Annotated in this window: 8 protein-coding genes and 1 tRNA gene; 3 read left to right on the top strand and 6 right to left on the bottom strand. The window is 71.8% G+C overall.

The window, feature by feature from the left end; genetic code table 11:
* The 6 genes from IQ210_RS45920 to IQ210_RS45895 all read right to left on the bottom strand — a co-directional run.
* On the bottom strand, nt 1-2,065 hold a 2,065-nt coding region (locus tag IQ210_RS45920; RefSeq protein WP_194085199.1), incomplete at its 3' end, for a condensation domain-containing protein.
* Nucleotides 2,066-2,217: 152 nt separating this feature from the next.
* Nucleotides 2,218-12,099: a non-ribosomal peptide synthetase gene (locus IQ210_RS48135; protein WP_194085198.1), complete on the bottom strand. Its 9,882-nt coding sequence runs from the start codon at nt 12,097-12,099 to the stop codon at nt 2,218-2,220.
* Between the two features lie 221 nt (nt 12,100-12,320).
* Entirely contained in the window at nt 12,321-13,643 is a 1,323-nt protein-coding gene (locus tag IQ210_RS45910) for a sensor histidine kinase (RefSeq protein WP_194085197.1), read from the bottom strand.
* 1 nt (nt 13,644) lies between these two features.
* On the bottom strand, nt 13,645-14,298 hold the full coding sequence (locus tag IQ210_RS45905) for a response regulator transcription factor (protein ID WP_194085206.1): 654 nt from the start codon (nt 14,296-14,298) through the stop codon (nt 13,645-13,647).
* Nucleotides 14,299-14,422: 124 nt separating this feature from the next.
* Nucleotides 14,423-15,076, bottom strand: a complete 654-nt coding sequence (locus IQ210_RS45900; protein ID WP_194085196.1) for a response regulator transcription factor — start codon at nt 15,074-15,076, stop codon at nt 14,423-14,425.
* A gap of 75 nt (nt 15,077-15,151) precedes the next feature.
* Nucleotides 15,152-15,228: transfer RNA gene (locus IQ210_RS45895), tRNA-Thr, on the bottom strand.
* A gap of 215 nt (nt 15,229-15,443) precedes the next feature.
* Here IQ210_RS45895 and IQ210_RS45890 point away from each other — a divergent pair.
* From IQ210_RS45890 to IQ210_RS45880, 3 genes are all read left to right on the top strand, one after another.
* Nucleotides 15,444-16,532, top strand: a complete 1,089-nt coding sequence (locus IQ210_RS45890; RefSeq protein WP_194085195.1) for an ABC transporter ATP-binding protein — start codon at nt 15,444-15,446, stop codon at nt 16,530-16,532.
* A 216-nt stretch (nt 16,533-16,748) separates the two neighbouring features.
* Nucleotides 16,749-17,192: a hypothetical protein gene (locus IQ210_RS45885; RefSeq protein WP_194085194.1), complete on the top strand. Its 444-nt coding sequence runs from the start codon at nt 16,749-16,751 to the stop codon at nt 17,190-17,192.
* 110 nt (nt 17,193-17,302) lie between these two features.
* Complete coding sequence (locus tag IQ210_RS45880) at nt 17,303-18,034, top strand: nucleotidyltransferase family protein (RefSeq protein WP_194085193.1); 732 nt, start codon at nt 17,303-17,305, stop codon at nt 18,032-18,034.
* Nucleotides 18,035-18,056 lie beyond the last annotated feature (22 nt).

Here is an 18,056-nt window from a genome sequence, read left to right as displayed (position 1 = left end):
ACCCCTCAACCCCCGCGACCACCAGCACCGCACCCGCACCGAACGCCATGCACAACTCAGACACCGCCGCGTCAAAACTCAACGACGCAAACTGCAACACCCGAGCACCCACACCCACCGCAAACCGCTCGATCTGCGCACCCGCCAAATTCACCAACCCCGCATGCGACACCACCACACCCTTCGGCCGCCCCGTCGAACCCGAGGTATGGATCACGTAGGCGGCGTTTGCGGGACGCAGGGGTGCCGTGCGTTCGGCGTCGGTCACCGGGCCCGGTGCCTGGCGTGCCACCGCTGCCGTGACCTCCGGGTCGTCGAGGGCGATCGCCCGGTCCCGGGCGGTCTCGGGCAGCAGGGCGCGGCCGGCCTCGGTGCACAGCACCGCGACCGGGTCGGCGTCCTCCAGGACGAGGGCGAGCCGGTCGGCGGGGTGCCCGGGGTCGAGCGGGACGAAGGCCCCGCCCGCCATCGAGACGGCGAGGAGCGCGACCACGGTGTCCGCGGAATGTTCGGCGACGACGGCGACCCGGCGCTCGGGTCCCACCCCGAGGGTGATCAGGTGCCGTGCCAGGCGGCCCGCGGCGTCCTGCAGTTCGGCGTAGGCGTACGTCCGCTCGTCCGAGTCCAGGGCCATCGCGTCCGGTGTCCGGCGCACCTGTCCGGCGAGCAGTTCGGGCAGCGTCCCGGTGGGCACCTCGGGCTGGATGTCCTGCCAGTCCCGGGTGACACGGGCCAGCTCGGCGCCGGTCAGCAGTCCGAGGCGGGCCAGCGGGGTGCGCGGGTCGGCAGCGAAGCCCTCGAGCACCTGGTGGAGGGCGGCCAGCACCTGTTCGGCGCGGGTCCGGTCGAACAGGTCCGTGCGGTGGTCGAGTTGCAGCTCCAGCCGCTCGCCGGGGCCGACGATCAGGCCGAGCGGATAGTGGCTGGCGTCCCGCGTCCGGCCGTCGAACCGGATGCCGAGGGCGCCGGGGTCGGCCGGCGCCGTGTCCGCCGGGCGCGGGTAGTTCTCGTACACCACGAGCGTGTCGAACTCGGCGCCGGGCCCGGCGAGTTGCCGTATCTCGGTGAGTCCGAGGTGCTGGTGGCCCAGGAGGGCGACCTGGCGGGCCTGGAGTGTGCGCAGCAGGTCGGCGACGGTTTGGCCGCCGGTCAGCTCGACCCGGACCGGCAGGGTGTTGATGAACAGGCCGATGAGCGAGTCGGCGCCCGGCAGGTCCGTGGGGCGGCCCGCGACCGTGGTGCCGAACACGACGTCCTGGCGTCCGGCCAGCCGGGCGAGGACCAGGGCCCACGCGCCCTGCACCACCGTGGCCATGGTGACCCCGTGGTGCCGGGCCAGCGTCTCCAGCGCCCGGGTCAGTTCCGGGCTGCACTCGGTGACCAGCGCCTCCGGCCGCAGCGGCGCGCGGGCGGGGTCGGCCGGGGCGACCAGGGTGGGCTCGTCCGCCCCGGCCAGCTCCGCGCGCCACGCGGCCCGTGCCGCCTCCCGGTCCTGGCGGCCCAGCCAGGCCAGGTAGTCCTTGTAGGAGCGGACCGGCGGTAGTGCCCGGACCTCGCCCCCGGCCCGGTACAGCGTCGACAGTTCGTCCACCAGGATCGGCAACGACCAGCCGTCCAGCACGATGTGATGGGTCGTCATCACCAGGCGGTGCCGCCGCTCGCCGAGGCGGATCAGCAGCAGCCTCAGCAGCGGGCCCCGCTCCAGATCGAAGCCGGCCGACAGTTCCGCCTCGGACAGCCGGGCCGCCTCGGCCTCCGCGTCCTCCCGCGACAGCCCGCTCAAGTCCGCTTCCTGCCAAGGGAGTTCCACCTGCCGGGCGACGACCTGAACGGCCTGCCCCGACCTACGGCGGCGGAAGCCCGCCCGCAGGGCGCCGTGCCGGGCGACCAGGCCCTCCCAGGAGCGACGGAGGCGGGCGATGTCCAGTGGCCCGTCGAGGGCGAGGGCCCGCTGTCCCGCGTACACGTCGGACGCACCGTCCCCGAAGGCCGCGTGGAACAGCAGTCCCTCCTGAAGGGGCGACAGCGGCCAGATGTCTTCGATGGCGTTCCGAGTCCGGGTCATCGCGTAGATCTCCTCACAAATGGGATGGCCCAGAACGGGCGCAAGTAAGGCAAGGGAGGCAGCAGAGACGAGAGTGGGACGGACGAAGGTGTAGACGAAGGTGCAGGTGAGTCGGACGGACGACGGTGTATGTGAGTCGGACGGACGAGCGATCAGTGGTGGTCGTCGGCGTCGGCGTCGGCGAACTCGGACTCGAAGGCCTCGATCTCGTCCTGGTCGAGATCGAGCAGCGCGAAGTCGGAGGGCGTATGACCGCCGGCCGTCGGATCGGCGGTGTGCACGGCGAGGCCTTCCAGCAGCTCCAGCCAGGCCTCGCCCAGACACTCCGCCCGGCGTTCGCCGAGCAGGGTCCCGGGCCAGCTCAGGGTGAGGGTGAGCAGCGGCCCGTCCGGGGTGTCGGCCACCAGGGCACCGGCTTCCAGAGCGTGCGCCACCGGCATGTCGGGGTCCGCCGTACCGACCATCGCGGCGTCCCCGGCCGTCTGCCAGGCACGGACCGGGCCCGCGTCCGGTCCGGCGGCGGCGAACCGGCCGAGGTAGTTGAAGCCGATCTCCGGCACGGGAAGCTCCGCCAGCACCCGTGCCGTGTCGGGGTTCGCCCAGCGCAGCAGACCGTGGCCCAGCCCGTCCCCGGGTACCGCCTGGACCTGCTCCTTCACCCGCTTGACCAGCGCACCGGCCGAGGCGCCGCCGACCGCGGCATCGTCCAGATCGAGCCCCGACACCTCCAGCCGCAACGGATGCACCGCGGTGAACCACCCCACGGTCCGGGACACGTCCATGCCCTCCGCCAACGGTTCCCGACCATGCGCCTCCACGTCCACCAACAGCCCATCGCCACCGACCTCAGGCCGCCACCGCGCCACGGCCCCGGCCAGCGTCGCCAACAACACCTCATGCACACCGCAGTGAAAGAGCCCAGGGGTACGCCCCACCAGAACGGCACTGACCTCGGCGCCCACAGCCCACTCCCGCCGACAGACCACCCGCACGGTGTCCCGCCCCGGCTCCAGCCCCCGCCCCCCAACCACCCACCGCACACCACGCCCAACCACCAGCCGCCCACCAGTCCCAGCCACCGGCCGCGCGCGCCCATCCACCTGCGGCCCACCAGTCCCGGCCACCCGCTGCTCGCCAAGCCCGGCCTCCGGCAGCTCGTCGGCCCCGGCCACCCGCCACACGTCAGGCCCATCCGCCAGCCGCTCACCGGTCCCCGCCACGCCCCGCTCGCCACGCCCGACGCCCTGCCGCTCGCCAAGCCCGGCCCCCGGCCGCTCTTCAGTCCCGGCCGCCCGCCATACATCAGGCCCATCCACCTGCCGCCCGTCAGCCCCAGTCACCGGCCACTCGCGACGCCCGCCCGCCTGCCGCTCGCCAAGCCCGGCCCCCGGCCGCTCTTCAGTCCCGGCCGCCCGCCATACATCAGGCCCATCCGCCAGCCGCTCACCGGTCTCCGCCACGCCCCGCTCGCCACGCCCGACGCCCTGCCGCCCACCAGGCCCAGCCACCGGCCGCTCGCCGGTCCCGGCCGCCCGCCACACATCAGCCCCATCCGCCAGCCGCCCATCGGCCCCAGCCACCGGCCACTGACGACCCCCGCCCGCCTGCCAAACGGCATGCCCATCCGCCTGCCACTCGTCGGCCCCGGCCACCCGCCGCCCGTCACCCCCGCCCAGCAACTCCACCCAGCCGTCCAACTCCGCCGTGCGCTCAGCACTCCGCGCCGCGCGCTCCAGTTGGCGCGCCCAGGAACGGAAGGAGGCGCCACCCCTCTCCAGCACGTCCGCCGGGTTCCGCCCCTCGGCCACGGCCTCGCAGGCCGCTCGCAGATCCGGCATCAGCACCCGCCACGACACCCCGTCGACGACCAGATGATGCGCTACGACGACCACTCGCCCGACCCGGTCCTGACCGGCGTCCACCCACACCGCACGCACCATCACGCCCGCCAGCGGATCCAGCCCCTCGACTGCGGCCCGGGCCGCACCCGCGGCCACGTCGTCGAGACCGTCGTCGGGCACACCCGCGGCATCCACCCGCACCACCCGACCGGAAACATCCACCTCGCCGGCTTCCGGCACCACCAGCACCAGCGGCTCCTCAACCCCGCCCAGCACCAGCGACCCCTCGGCCTCACCAAGTACCGCCGCCCCCTCGGCCCGACCCCGAACCGACGACCCCTCGGCCCAACCCCGAACCGCCGCCCCCTCGGCCCGACCCTGTACCGGCGCCCCCTGAGCTCCACCCCGTACCGGCGACCCCTGAGCTCCACCCCGAACCGGCGCCCCCTCAGCCCCGCCCCGCACCCCAGCCCGAAGCACGGCGTGCACATCCAGCACCGCCCGCAGCCCCGCCTCCAGCACCTCGGTCCCCAGCCCGGCCGGCGCCCCCACAGCCATCCACTGCGCGAACCCCGCCCGCAACGCATCCGCGCCCAGCGACCGCATCACCGGCGTCCACGGCACCTCACCGACGCCGCCGTCATCCACCGCCTCCGACCCGTCCCCGGTCTCGACCGCCACCAGCGCCAGCCGCTCCGGTGTCCGCTCCTCGAAGACCTGCCGAGGCGTCACCACCCACCCGGCCCGCCGCGCACGGGACGCAAGCAGCATCGACATGATCGAGTCCCCACCCAACTCGAAGAACCCGTCCCCGACCCCGACCTTCTCCAGCCCCAACACCTCGGCGAACAGCGCACAGAACGCCTCCTCGGCGAGGCTCCCGGGCGCCCGCCCAGCACCTGCCACCGCCTCCGGCACGGGCAGAGCGGCCCGATCCACCTTCCCGTTCACCGTCAACGGGAACGCATCCAGCACGACCACCACCGACGGCACCATGTACTCCGGCAACCGAACAGCCGCCCTCGCCCGTACGTCGTCGGCATCCACGTCCCCAACGACGTACCCGACCAGCCGACCATCCCGTACGACCGCCACGGCCCGCTCGACCTCCGCGTGAGCGGCGAGTACGGCCTCCACCTCACCCAACTCCACCCGGAACCCACGGAGCTTCACCTGCGCATCCGCACGCCCCACGAACTCCAACTGCCCATCCGCCGTCCACCGGGCCAGGTCACCGGAGCGATACATCCGCCCACCGCCCTCCCCGAACGGACAGGCGACGAACCGTTCCGCCGTCAGTCCAGAACGGCTGACATACCCACGCGCCAGACCATCCCCGGCGATGTACAACTCACCCGCCACCCCCACCGGTACAGGCCGCAAAGACGCATCCAACACATAGGTACGGACATTCCCCAGAGGCCGACCAATCGCAGGCAGGGCGTCCTCACCCGTAATGCCCTCCTCCAACAACACCGCAGTCGAAATGACGGTCGCCTCGGTAGGCCCGTAGGTGTTCCAAACCCGCGCACCCTCACGCCACTTGGCCGCCAAACCGGCCTCCAGGCGCTCCGCACCCAGCACCCAGTTCCCGACCCCGGCAACCGCGCCCGGCTCCAACACCCCCAGCAGCGACGGCACCACACTCGCCACCGTCACACCCGCCGCCTCGATCATGGCCGCCAAAGCGGACGCATCCCGACGCTCCTCCGCCGACGCGATCGCCAGCGCGCCACCCGCAGCCAGCGTGACCGCCACATCCAACACAGCCGCGTCAAAGCTGAACGACGCGAACTGCAACGCCACCACCCCGGGCTCAACCCCGAGCACCGGACGCATCACCGACGCCAGATTCGCCACCGCCGCATGCGCGACGCCCACACCCTTGGGACGCCCCGTCGACCCCGACGTATAGATGACATAGGCCAGTTGACCGCCACCAACCTCAGGCAGCGAACCGGCATCACTCACCAGCTCATCCAGCAGCACACCCGCGGACAGACAGCCGGCCGTCTCCTCCCCAACAACCACCAGCTCGGCCTCACTGTCCGCGACCATGAACTCAAGCCGCTCAGACGGATATTCGGGATCGAGCGGGACGTACGCCCCACCGGCCTTCCACACCGCCAACATCGCCACGACCATCTCGACCCCACGCGGCAGACACAGCCCAACCCGCGACTCCGCCGCCACCCCCCGCGCAACCAACCCACGCGCCAGCGCATCCGACCACGCATCCACCTCGGCGTACGACAACCCCCGTCCCCCCGACCACAGCGCAACCGCCCCCGGAGCCTCAGCCACCCACCCCCGGAACCGCTCCACCACCGACGCCGCATCCACCTCCCGCGCCGTCGCATTCCACTCCCCCACCACCGCGTCCCGCTCGGACGCGTCCAGCAGTTCCACGCCACTCAGCCGCAGCCCCGGATCGCCGGCCATCTGCTCCAGCACCCGCACCAGCCGGCGGGCCATCCGCAACGCGTCCCGCCGGTCGAAGAGATCGGCACGATGGTCGAGGCGGATCTCCAGGCCGTCGGCCGGGGTGACACCCAGGGCCAGTGCGAAGTTGGTCGACTCGCGCAGCTCCGTGGCCGTGAGGGTGAGGTCGTCGCCGAGGGGCTGCGCGTCGAGGTCGCCGGGGTAGTTCTCGAAGGCCAGCAGGGTGTCGAAGGTCGCGCCGGGCCCCGCGGCCCGCTGCACAGCGCTGAGCCCCACATGCTGGTGATCGAGGAGCGCCGACTGCCGTCTCTGCAACTCCGCCAGGGTCTCGCCCACCGTCCGGGCCGGGTCCAGATCCACCCGCACCGGCAGTGTGTTGATGAACAGGCCGAGCATCGCCTCCATGCCCGCGAGCTCCGCCGGGCGCCCCGCCACCGTCGCCCCGAACACCACCGCGGGCCGCCCCGTCAGCTGCCCCAGCACCAGCCCCCAGGCCAACTGCACCACGGTGTTCAGAGTGACGCCGGCACCCCGGGCGAGCCGCTCAAGATCGTGCACCAGTTCGACACTGGCGCGCTCGGTGACCCGGTCCAGCACCACGGACGCCGTCGCGCCGGGCTCGGCCGGGGCGACGAGCACCGACTCCTCGACCGGCGCCAGTTCGGCCCGCCACGCCTCCAGCGCCGCCGACGTGTCCCGCCCGGCGAGCCACGCCCAGTACGGCCGCGACGACACCGGCGCACCGAGCCCGTCCGCCCGGCCGCCGGCCGCGTAGAGCGTCCACAGCTCCCGCAGCACCAGCGGCAACGACCAGCCGTCCAGCAGCAGATGGTGGAGCGTGACCACCATCCGCGACCGCCCGGCGCCCTCCCGCACGAGCGCCACCCGCAGCAGCGGCGGCGCCGCGAGGTCGAACCGCGCGGCCCGCTCCTCGACACCCACCCGTTCCGCGGCGCCCTCGTCCAGACCCGTCACATCGACGTCCCGCCACGGCAGTACGGCCCGGTCGACCACGATCTGCACGGGCCCCGCCGCTCCCGCGACCTGCACGAACCCGGCCCGCAACGCCGTGTGCCGATCGAGCAGCGCCTGCCACGAGGCCCGCAGCCGGGCCCCGTCCACAGCGCCGTCGAGCTTCAGGACCAGCTGCTCGACGTAGACGTCCACGCCCTCCTCGTCGAAGAGGGAGTGGAACAGCAGGCCCTCCTGAAGCGGCGCCACGGGAAGCACGTCCACCAGCCCCGGAACCGCCGCCTCGATCTCCTCGACGCCCGCCTGGTCCAGCGCCACCAGCGGGAAGTCCGACGGCGAGTGACCGCCCGCCCCGCCCCGGACATCAGCGACCAGCCCGGCGAGCCTGCCCGCCCACACCTCCAGCAGAGCACGCGCCCGCCCCTCACCCAGCAGTCGCGCGGGATGGGCCAGCCGCAGCTCCAGCACCGGACCGTCCGCCGTGTCGCGTACCGCTGCCAGCAGCTCTACGGCGTGCATCACCGGGGCGTCCGGCGCGCTCCCCGCCCCAAAGCCCTCGCCCGCCCCGACCCGCCCGAGGTAGTTGAAGCCGACCTGCGCCGAGGGCAGGCCCGCCAACGCCCTTGCCGTGTCGGGGTGGACGTACCGCAGCAGCCCGTAACCGAGTCCGTCCCCGGGTACGGCCCGCACCTGCTCCTTCACCTCCGGCACCGACACTCCTGCGCCCGCCCTCAACCGCACCGGACGCGAGGACGTGAACCACCCCACCGTCCGCGACAGATCCTGGACGCGGTCGGACAACGGCTCACGGCCGTGCCCCTCGACGTCCACCAGGAACCCGTCCACCCCGGCCCACTCACCGACCGCCCCGGCGAGACCCGCGAGCAGCACCTCGTCCACCCCGGCATGGAACGCCGCCGGCACCGCGGTCAGCAGTGCGGCCGTCACCTCCGCCGGAACCGACACGGACACCTCGCGCACCGTCGCGCCGACATCCACAGCCGGGTCCAGCGGTACGTCCGTGAGCGACGGATGCGGCCCGTCCACCACCGCCCGCCACGCCGCCAGCTCCGCCACCCGCTCCGGCCGCCCCGCCTCCGCCGCCAACTCCCGCGCCCACGCCCGGAACGACACCGGAACCGGCTCCAACTCCACGGCCCGCCCCGCGACGAGGCTCTCGTACGCGGACCACAGATCCGGCACCAACACCTGCCAGGACACCGCGTCGACGACCAGATGACAGGCGACGACGACCAACCGCCCCGCCACCTCGGCCCCCGCGTCCAGCCACACCACCTGCACCATCACCCCGGCCGCGGGGTCCAGCCGCCGCACCGCGGCCGCGACCGCCGCCTCCACCGAAGCCGAACCCGAACCCGAAGCCGAACCCGAACCCGAACCCGAACCCGAAGCCGAAGCCGCCAGATCCGCACTCACGACCGGAACCCGCGCCACCAGCCCATCGACCGGCACCGCCAGCTGCCGCGGAACCACCATCACGCCCGACTCCGCCACCAGCCGCGCCCGCAACACCTCATGCCGCTCCACCAGGGCCGCCACCGCACCCCGCAGCGCCACCTCGTCCAGCCCAGCCGGTGCCTCCACCACCATCGACTGCACAACCCCGCGCACACCGTCGGCCCCGACCCGGTCCAGCACCTCCCGCATCACCGGCGTCAACGGCACTTCACCCACGGCCGAGTCCACCGGCCGAGCACCGTCCACCGACCCGCCGACCGCCCCCGCCACCGCGGCCAGTCGCGCCGGCGTCCGCAACTCATGCACCTGCCGAGCCCCGACGACCAACCCCGCACGGCGAGCCCGCGACACCAGCAGCATCGCCGTGATCGAGTCACCACCCAGCTCGAAGAAACTCTCCTCCGCCCCGACCCGCTCCACCCCCAGCAACTCCGCGAACAGGCCGCACAACACCTCCTCACCCGCAGTAACCGGCGCCCGGCCAACCCCCGCCACCGCCTCCGGCACGGGCAGAGCAGCCCGATCCACCTTCCCGTTCACCGTCAACGGGAACGCATCCAGCACGACCACGACGGACGGCACCATGTACTCCGGCAACCGGGTCGCCGCATGCGCCCGTACGTCCTCACCGTCCGCCCCGCCGACGACGTACCCGACGAGCCGACCATCCCGTACGACCGCCACGGCCCGCTCGACCTCCGGCTGAGCAGCGAGTACGGCCTCCACCTCACCCAACTCCACCCGGAACCCACGGAGCTTCACCTGCGCATCCGCACGCCCCACAAACTCCAACTGCCCATCCGCCCTCCACCGGGCAAGGTCACCAGAGCGATACATCCGCCCACCGCCCTCCCCGAACGGACAGGCGACGAACCGTTCCGCCGTCAGCCCAGAACGGTTGACGTACCCGCGCGCCAGACCGTCACCGGCGATGTACAACTCACCCGCCACCCCGGCAGGTACGGGCCGCAGGAAGGCGTCGAGCACGTAGGTGCGGACATTGCCCAGGGGCCGGCCGATCGCGGGCGGGGCGTCTTCACCCGTGATGCCCTCGTCCAGCAGCACGGAAGTCGTGATCACGGTCGCCTCGGTGGGCCCGTAGGTGTTCCAAACCCGCGCACCCTCACGCCACTTGGCCGCCAAACCGGCCTCCAGGCGCTCCGCACCCAGCACCCAGTTCCCAACCCCGGCAACCGCCCCCGGCTCCAACACCCCCAGCAACGACGGCACCACACTCGCCACGTCAACACCGGCCGCCTTCACCATGGCCGCCAACGCCGAGGCGTCCTGCCGCTCTTCGGCTGAGGCGATGGCCAACGCGCCACCCGCAGCCAGCGTGACGGCCACGTCCAGCACCGCCGCATCGAAACTGAACGACGCGAACTGCAACGCCACCACCCCGGGCTCAACCCCGAGCACCGGCCGCATCACCGACGCCAGATTCGCCACCGAGGCATGCGCCACGGCCACGCCCTTGGGACGCCCGGTCGACCCCGACGTATAGATCACATACGCCAGTTGGTCGCCACGCACCTCAGGCAGCGAACCGGCATCACTCACCAACTCATCCAGCAGCACACCCGCGGCCACCCGCCCGGCCGTCTCCTCCACGACCAGCACCACCTCGGCCCCACTGTCCGCGACCATGAACTCCAGCCGCTCAGACGGGTACTCGGGATCGAGCGGCACATACGCGCCACCGGCCTTCCACACCGCCAACATCGCCACGACCATCTCGACCCCACGCGGCAGACACAGCCCAACCCGCGACTCGGCCCTCACCCCCCTCGCGACCAACCCACGCGCCAGCGCATCCGACCACGCATCCACCTCGGCGTACGACAACCCCCGCCCGCCCGACCACAGCGCCACCGCCCCCGGAGCCTCAGCCACCCACCCCCGGAACCGCTCCACCACCAAGCCAGGCTCAGTCACCTCACCCGTGGCATTCCAAGCCCCCGTCACCAGGTCCCGCTCGTCATCCCCCGCCACCTCAACCCGCCGCACCGGCGCCGCAGGCGCGTGGACCGCTCGCTCGACGAAGCCGACGAGGGAGCGATGGACGGCCCGCGTCCACGCCCCGTCATAGAGCGCCGCGTTGGCCTCGACGGTGATGTCGATCCCCGTGGCGGTCCGGTCGATGAGCACCCCGAAGTCCTCGACGAGCCGGGTCGACACGTCCCGTGCCACGCCTCGGCAGGCGCCGAAGGCCAGCTCTCCGGCGCGCGGCAGGATGTTCACGTACGGCCCGAAGTGCCAGCGGTCGCCTTCAGGCCAGCCCAGTTCCCGGCGGAGCCGCTCTCCCCGGTACCGCTGGTGCCGGAGCAGTCCGGCGACAGCCTCGTGGGCGGTGTGTGCGAGGTCGAGCAGGTTCGCTCCGGTGGGGACCGGGAACCGCAGGGGCAGCATGTTCGCCCGGGTGACGCGTGCGCGCAGGTCGGTCTCGCTGACGCGGCCGGTCATGGGCAGGCTGAGGAGCGCCTCGGACGCTCCGGCCATGCCGCTCACGAAGGCGCCGGCGGCGGCGAGGAGCAGTCGGGAGGTCGGCAGGCCGGCGCTGTCGGCGGCCGTACGGAGAGCGGTCGCGGCGTCGGGTGCGAGGGTGCCGGTCACCCGGGCCACCGACCCCGCACCACCCCCGCCTCCGGAAAGGCGCGCGACCTCCGCCAATTCCGGGCGATCAGAAAATCGGTCACGCAGATTGCGTCCGTCTTCCGCAAAGTCACCCGAGTCGCGGTACGCCGTCTCCTCGTCGAATGCCTCGCGCAACGAGATCTGACCGGACTCCGGAAATTGCCTGTCCGCGACGATCGCGGAATAGATCTCGGCGACTCGGCGGGCCATGAGGGTGCACGCATATCCGTCGAGGAGCAGGTGATTGTAGCCCTGGAACCAGCAGTATCGATCGGAATCGAGTCTGAAGAGCACGAACGAGGAGAGCCGCGCCGCGAGCGGGTCCTCCACCGCGGCGAGTTCCTCGCGCATACGGCTTTCGAGCCACGCCCGCCGGTCACCGCCGGTCCCGTCCCACTCCTCGACACGCAGTGCCGGCCGGCCCACGCCGAGCGGTACGGCCCGTACCGTGCCCGTCGCGTCCTCGGTGAAGCGCACGCCCAGGATCTCGGTCTCCTCGACCGTCCGGTGCAGTGCGGCCTCGAAGGCGGCCACGTCGAGCGCGCCCGTGATCTCGACGGCCTGCCCGACGCTGTAGACAGCGCGGGGGCCCGCCAGGCGCTGTGCGCGCCAGATGCCCTCCTGGCTGTCGGACAGGGGAATGCCGCCGTCGATTCGCTCGCTCATGTCCGCCCCTCACCCCTAATTCCCTCTCCATGGGCATTGGACTGCCCGGTGCGCCATTCCGTGGGAAACGCAAGGAAAAGAGCTTCCGCTCGGGAAGCTCCTGGGAATATCACCCCGTGGACCGAAAAGCCCGGTGAAACGTCGTCATAACCCGTTCACGACCGGGGCCGGTCAATCAGAACAATACCTAGCGAAGGGCGTCGTCCAACCGGCCGTTCTGGTCACTTGGACGCGGTCGCCGCGCGGGGCTGCGGCCAGATCTCGTAGCGCTCGCCGTCCTTGACAAGGAGCGGGAAGGAGAGTTCGACGACGAGTCCGCCGTGCGGTCCGGGGCGGGCGGAGAGGGCGGCGTCGTGGGCGGCGGCGATGGCGCGGACGATCGACAGGCCGAGGCCGTGGTGGCCGTCGCCGGCGGTGCGGCTCATGCGCTGGAACGGCTCGAAGAGCTGGTCGACGCGTTCCTCGGGGACGGCGGGCCCGGTGTTGGTGACGGTGAGGACGGCGTGCCGGCCGTGACAGCGCACGGTGACGTCGACGGTGCCGTCGGGCACGTTGTAGTAGGCGGCGTTGTGGACGAGGTTGGCGACCAGCCGCTCCAGCAGCGCGGTGTCACCGGCGACCTGGGCGGGTTCGGTGCGGTCCACGATCCGTACGCCGTGCCGATGGTCGGGGGGCAGTTGGGTGAGCAGGACGGACTCGACGACCTCGGCGAGGTCGACGGGCTCGGTGCGGTCCATGCCCCGCTCGCTGACGGCCAGGGTGAGGAGGGACTCCAGCAGGGCGCCCTGGTGGGTGCTGATCCGCAGCAGGCGCTCGAAGTTCTCGCGGAACGAGTCGGCGGTGGCGTCGGGGTCGAGGAGGCACTCCTCCAGGAGGGCGCGTTCCACGGTGAGCGGGGTGCGCAGTTCGTGGGCGGCGTTGGCGACGAAGCGTTTGTGGGACTCCAGGGCGGCTTCCAGCCGGTCGAGGAGGCCGTCGACGCTGTCGGCGAGGTCGCTGATCTCGTCGCCGGGGCCCTCGACGGCGAGGCGTTCGTGGACGTTGCGGGCGGAGATGCTGCGGATGCCGGCGGTGACGGTGCGCATGGGGCGCAGCACCCGGCGGGCCAGCAGCCAGCTGAGCACGACGGAGAGGCAGGCCATGATGGCGAGGGCGATGCAGGACTGCACGAGCAGGTCGTGCATCTGGGCCTCGTGCATCCGGGCGGCCTGGTCGCGGAGCTGGGCGTCGAGCGCGAACTCGGGCGGCGGGGCGTCGCCGCCCTGGCCGCCGGGCTGGATGTGGATCGTGGGCTGCCGGTCGGCGTCGCCGTTGATCTCGTACTTGACGACGCTGCTGTGGGTGGGCCGGTTGACCAGCAGATAGGTCATGCCGAGCAGGACGGCGCCGGAGGCGATGAACAGCAGTCCGAAGAGGACCGCGAAGCGGACCCGCACCCGGCGCGGGGTCAGGCGCCGGGCCACGGCACGCAGCCAGGACGCGGGGGCGGAGCGCAGGACGCGGTCGCGGGTTCGGGCGAGCCGGACGAGGACGGGCGGTGCCATGTCAGACCCGGTAGCCCCGGCCGGGCACGGTCTGGATCACCGAGGCGTCGAGGAGCTTGGCGCGGAGCCGGTTGACGGTCGCCTTGACGGTGGTGGTGCCGGGGTCGGCGACCTCGTCCCACACCTTGGCGAGCAGCTCGTCGGCGGGGACGGTCCGTCCCTCGGCGCCGAGCAGATAGGCGAGCACGCCGAACTCCTTGGTGGTGAGGGGCAGTTGGGTGCCGGAGTGGCTGGCGGTGCGGCGGGCGGGGTCCAGGCGCAGGGCGCCGCGGACGAGTTCGGGCTGCCGCTCCGGGTGGGCGCGCCGGCCGAGGGCGCGGGTGCGGGCGAGGAGTTCGGGCCAGGCGAAGGGTTTGGCGAGGTAGTCGTCGGCGCCGAGACCGAGGCCTTCGACGCGGTCGGCGATGGAGGCGGCGGCGGTGAGCATGAGCACCTTGGTGCGCACGCCCTTGGCGGCGAGTTCGCCGCAGACGTCGTCGCCGTGCACGTCGGGGAGGTCTCGGTCGAGGACGACGACGTCGTAGTCGACCTCCTCGACGAGGTCGAGCGCGGTCGAGCCGTCGTAGGCCGTGTCGACCGCGAGGCCCTGGCGGCGGAAGACTCTGGTGATCGAGTCCGCGAGCTCCGTGTGGTCCTCGACCACCAGCACCCTCATCATTCCCCCTACGAGACACGCGCCACGGACCCCAGGCTGCCCCACCCCCGGTCACAGCCGGGTTACCACCTTCACAGGCTGGCGCACGGCCCCCCGCGTCGCAACAACGCCCACGGGGGAGGCGTCAGATCCGGTAGCCGACGTGCGGGAGCGTCTCGATGACCGGCGGGTCGCCGAGCTTGCGGCGCAGCCGGCTGACGGTGACCTTGACCGCGTTGCTGAACGGGTCGGCGTCCCGGTCCCAGGCCCGCTCCAGCAGTTCCTCGGCGGAGACGACGGCGCCCCCGGCGGCGAGGAGCACCTCCAGGACGGCCATCTCCTTCGGCGACAGCTCCAGCCTGCGCCCGCCGCGCAGCACGGTGCGGCGGGCCGGGTCGAGCTCGATGTCGCCGCGGACGAGGACGGGCGGCACGGCGGGCTGGTCGCGTCTGTCCAGGGCCTGGACGCGGGCGATGAGCTCGGCGAAGGAGAAGGGCTTGGCGAGGTAGTCGTCGGCGCCGAGATCCAGACCGTCGACCCGGTCGGCGAGCGTCCCGGCGGCGGTGAGCATCAGCACCCGCGACGGACAGCCCTGCCGCACGAGCGCCCGGCAGATGTCGTCCCCGTGCACGAGCGGCAGGTCACGGTCGAGGACGACGACGTCGTAGACCCCGCTGGAGGCCCGGCTCAGCCCCTGCTCACCGTCGTGCGCGAGCTCGACCTCCATGGCATGCCGCCGCAGCCCCCTCGCGACACTCTCCGCGAGATCCTTGTGATCCTCCACGATCAGTACGCGCATGCCCCCACCCTGACACCCGGCAGGTCACTCAGGGGTAACAGGGAGACGCGGGAGGCCCGGCCCGCACCCGCTTTTTGGAGCCCCCTGTCGGATTCGAACCGACGACCTACGCATTACAAGTGCGTTGCTCTGGCCATCTGAGCTAAGGAGGCAGACGTACGGCTGTCGCGTACGCGCCCGTGCAGTGTACCCAGGTCCCGGCGGAGCCCTCTCGAAAATTTCGACGAAGTTCACATGCCCTGGACTACTGACAGATCGGGCGAACGCCAGGTAGCGTCCCCTCAAGTTCACCTGTGTGGACTACACCACCACCTTCCTACAACGGATCGTCCGGCACGTTCCTGCCGGTAGAAGGGGGCCCATCACCATGGCCACTGTCTCGTTCGACAAGGCGACCCGGATCTACCCGGGTTCCGAGAAGCCCGCCGTAGACGCGCTCGACATCCAGATCGAGGACGGGGAGTTCCTCGTCCTGGTCGGCCCGTCCGGCTGCGGCAAGTCCACCTCGCTCCGCATGCTGGCGGGGCTCGAGGACGTCAACGGCGGTGCGATCCGCATCGGTGACCGTGACGTCACGCACCTGCCGCCGAAGGACCGGGACATCGCCATGGTGTTCCAGAACTACGCGCTGTACCCGCACATGACGGTCGCCGACAACATGGGCTTCGCGCTCAAGATCGCCGGCGTGCCGAAGGCCGAGATCAAGCAGAAGGTCGAGGACGCGGCGAAGATCCTCGACCTCACCGAGTACCTGGGCCGCAAGCCGAAGGCGCTCTCCGGTGGTCAGCGCCAGCGTGTCGCCATGGGTCGCGCCATCGTGCGTGAGCCGCAGGTCTTCCTCATGGACGAGCCGCTGTCGAACCTCGACGCCAAGCTCCGTGTCTCGACCCGTACGCAGATCGCGTCGCTCCAGCGCCGTCTCGGCATCACCACCGTCTACGTCACCCACGACCAGGTCGAGGCCATGACGATGGGCGACCGGGTCGCCGTACTGAAGGACGGTCTGCTCCAGCAGGTCGACACCCCGCGCAACATGTACGACCGTCCGGCGAACCTCTTCGTCGCCGGCTTCATCGGCTCCCCCGCGATGAACCTGGTCGAGGTCCCGATCACCGACGGTGGCGTGAAGTTCGGCAAGTCGGTCGTGCCGGTGGACCGTGACGCGCTCTCCGCCGCCACGGACAAGACCGTGACCGTCGGTGTCCGCCCGGAGCACTTCGACGTGGCCGGCTCGGACTCCGAGCAGGGCCTCGCGGTCACCGTGAACGTCGTCGAGGAGCTCGGCGCCGACGCGTACGTCTACGGCACCGCCAAGGTCGGCGACGACTCCAAGGACCTCGTCGTCCGCGTCAGCGGCCGTGACGTCCCGGAGAAGGGCAGCACGCTGCACGTCGTCCCGCGCGCGGGCGAGACCCACGTGTTCTCGACCTCGACGGGCGCCCGTCTGTCGGACTGAGCAGAATCCCGGGTAAATCACCCAGGTTGACGAAGAGGGCCCCGCAGACCGCTGCGGGGCCCTCTTCGCGCTGTCGGGACCGCACCCAAATACCCCGGCAGACCGGGCATTTCGAGCCGTGTGCGTCAACGCCTTACCCAATTCGAGGCACCAGTTCATCCCCCGAACCGGTGACTAAATGTCGCCAAATCATCACCCCGCGCTACCCTCACACGCGTGAAGCACTCCACTAACCAACAGACGCGACGCGGCCGGGGCCCCGCCCGCCGTATCGGCCGCACGCTCGCCCTTGTCCTGCCCGTCTTCCTGGTGCTCTCCGGGACCCTCGCGGTCACCCGGGTCAACTGGACGGGGAGCCCCTCGGACTCGGTGCTCACCGCCTCCGACATCTCGGCGGCGCGTGCGAAGGCCCGTGCCCCGCAGGACGTGCTGCGCGACAAGCTCCTGGCGGAGCTCCAGGAGGAGAACCCTGGCATCGCGCTGACCCACCTCCAGGAGGCCGTCAACGACCGCCCGTCGCTCGCGAAGCACTGCGCGTCCATCGCCCGTGCACTGGGCCGCGCGGCGGTGCGGGTGTACGGCCCGACGCGGGCGCAGTCGTACGCCCGTCCCGTCTGCGACACCTCCTTCGCCACGGGTGTGGCGGCCTCGCACAACTAGGGCCTGCGACAGGCCCGCTGAAGCCGTCCTTCCGCTTGTGGAAGGTTACGGCTGAATAAGGAACGGTTACCGGCAGAAGCCGCGAGCGGGACGCCACGTACAGTTCGGTCATGACCGATCCGAACGCCGCGTCCCGCCCCGTTCAAGCCGTCGTCCTGGCAGGTGGCCAGGGTTCACGGCTGCGCCCCTACACCGACGACCGGCCCAAGCCGATGGTCGAGATCCCCGGTACGGGGACGCCGATCATCGGCCATCAGCTCGCCTGGCTCGCCGAGGAGGGCGTGACCGATGTGGTGGTCAGCTGCGGCCACCTCGCCGACGTCCTGCAGAAGTGGCTGGACTCCGCCGATCTGCCGGTGAACGTGACGACCGTCGTCGAGACGGAGCCGCTCGGCCGCGGTGGCGGCCTCAAGTACGCGGCGGCGCATCTCCCGCACCCCGACAAGCCCTGGTTCGCGACCAACGGTGACATCTGGACCCGGTTCTCGCTGCGCGAGATGGCCGACTTCCACACCGAGCGCGACGCGGTGGCGACGCTGGCGCTGGCGCGCCCGCGGATTCCGTGGGGTGCCGTGCAGACCGACGGGTTCGGTCACATCACCGACTTCATCGAGGCACCGCCGACGACGTACGAGATCAATGCCGGTGTGTACGTGTTCTCGCCCGAGTTCGCCGAGATGCTCCCGGAGCGCGGGGACCACGAGCGGACGACGTTCCCGCATCTGGCGCGCGAGCTGCGGCTGGCCGGCTTCCCGATCCCGCAGGGGGCCTACTGGCGGGCCATCGACACGGCGAAGGACCTGACGGAGGCCGCGAAGGAGCTGGCGGCGCTGGGGCGCTAGCAGCAGCCTGTACGTCACGAAG

The sequence above is a fragment of the Streptomyces justiciae genome (genome assembly GCF_015163075.1).
Taxonomy (GTDB): Bacteria; Actinomycetota; Actinomycetes; order Streptomycetales; family Streptomycetaceae; genus Streptomyces; species Streptomyces justiciae.
This window is presented reverse-complemented; position numbering and strand designations above follow the sequence as displayed.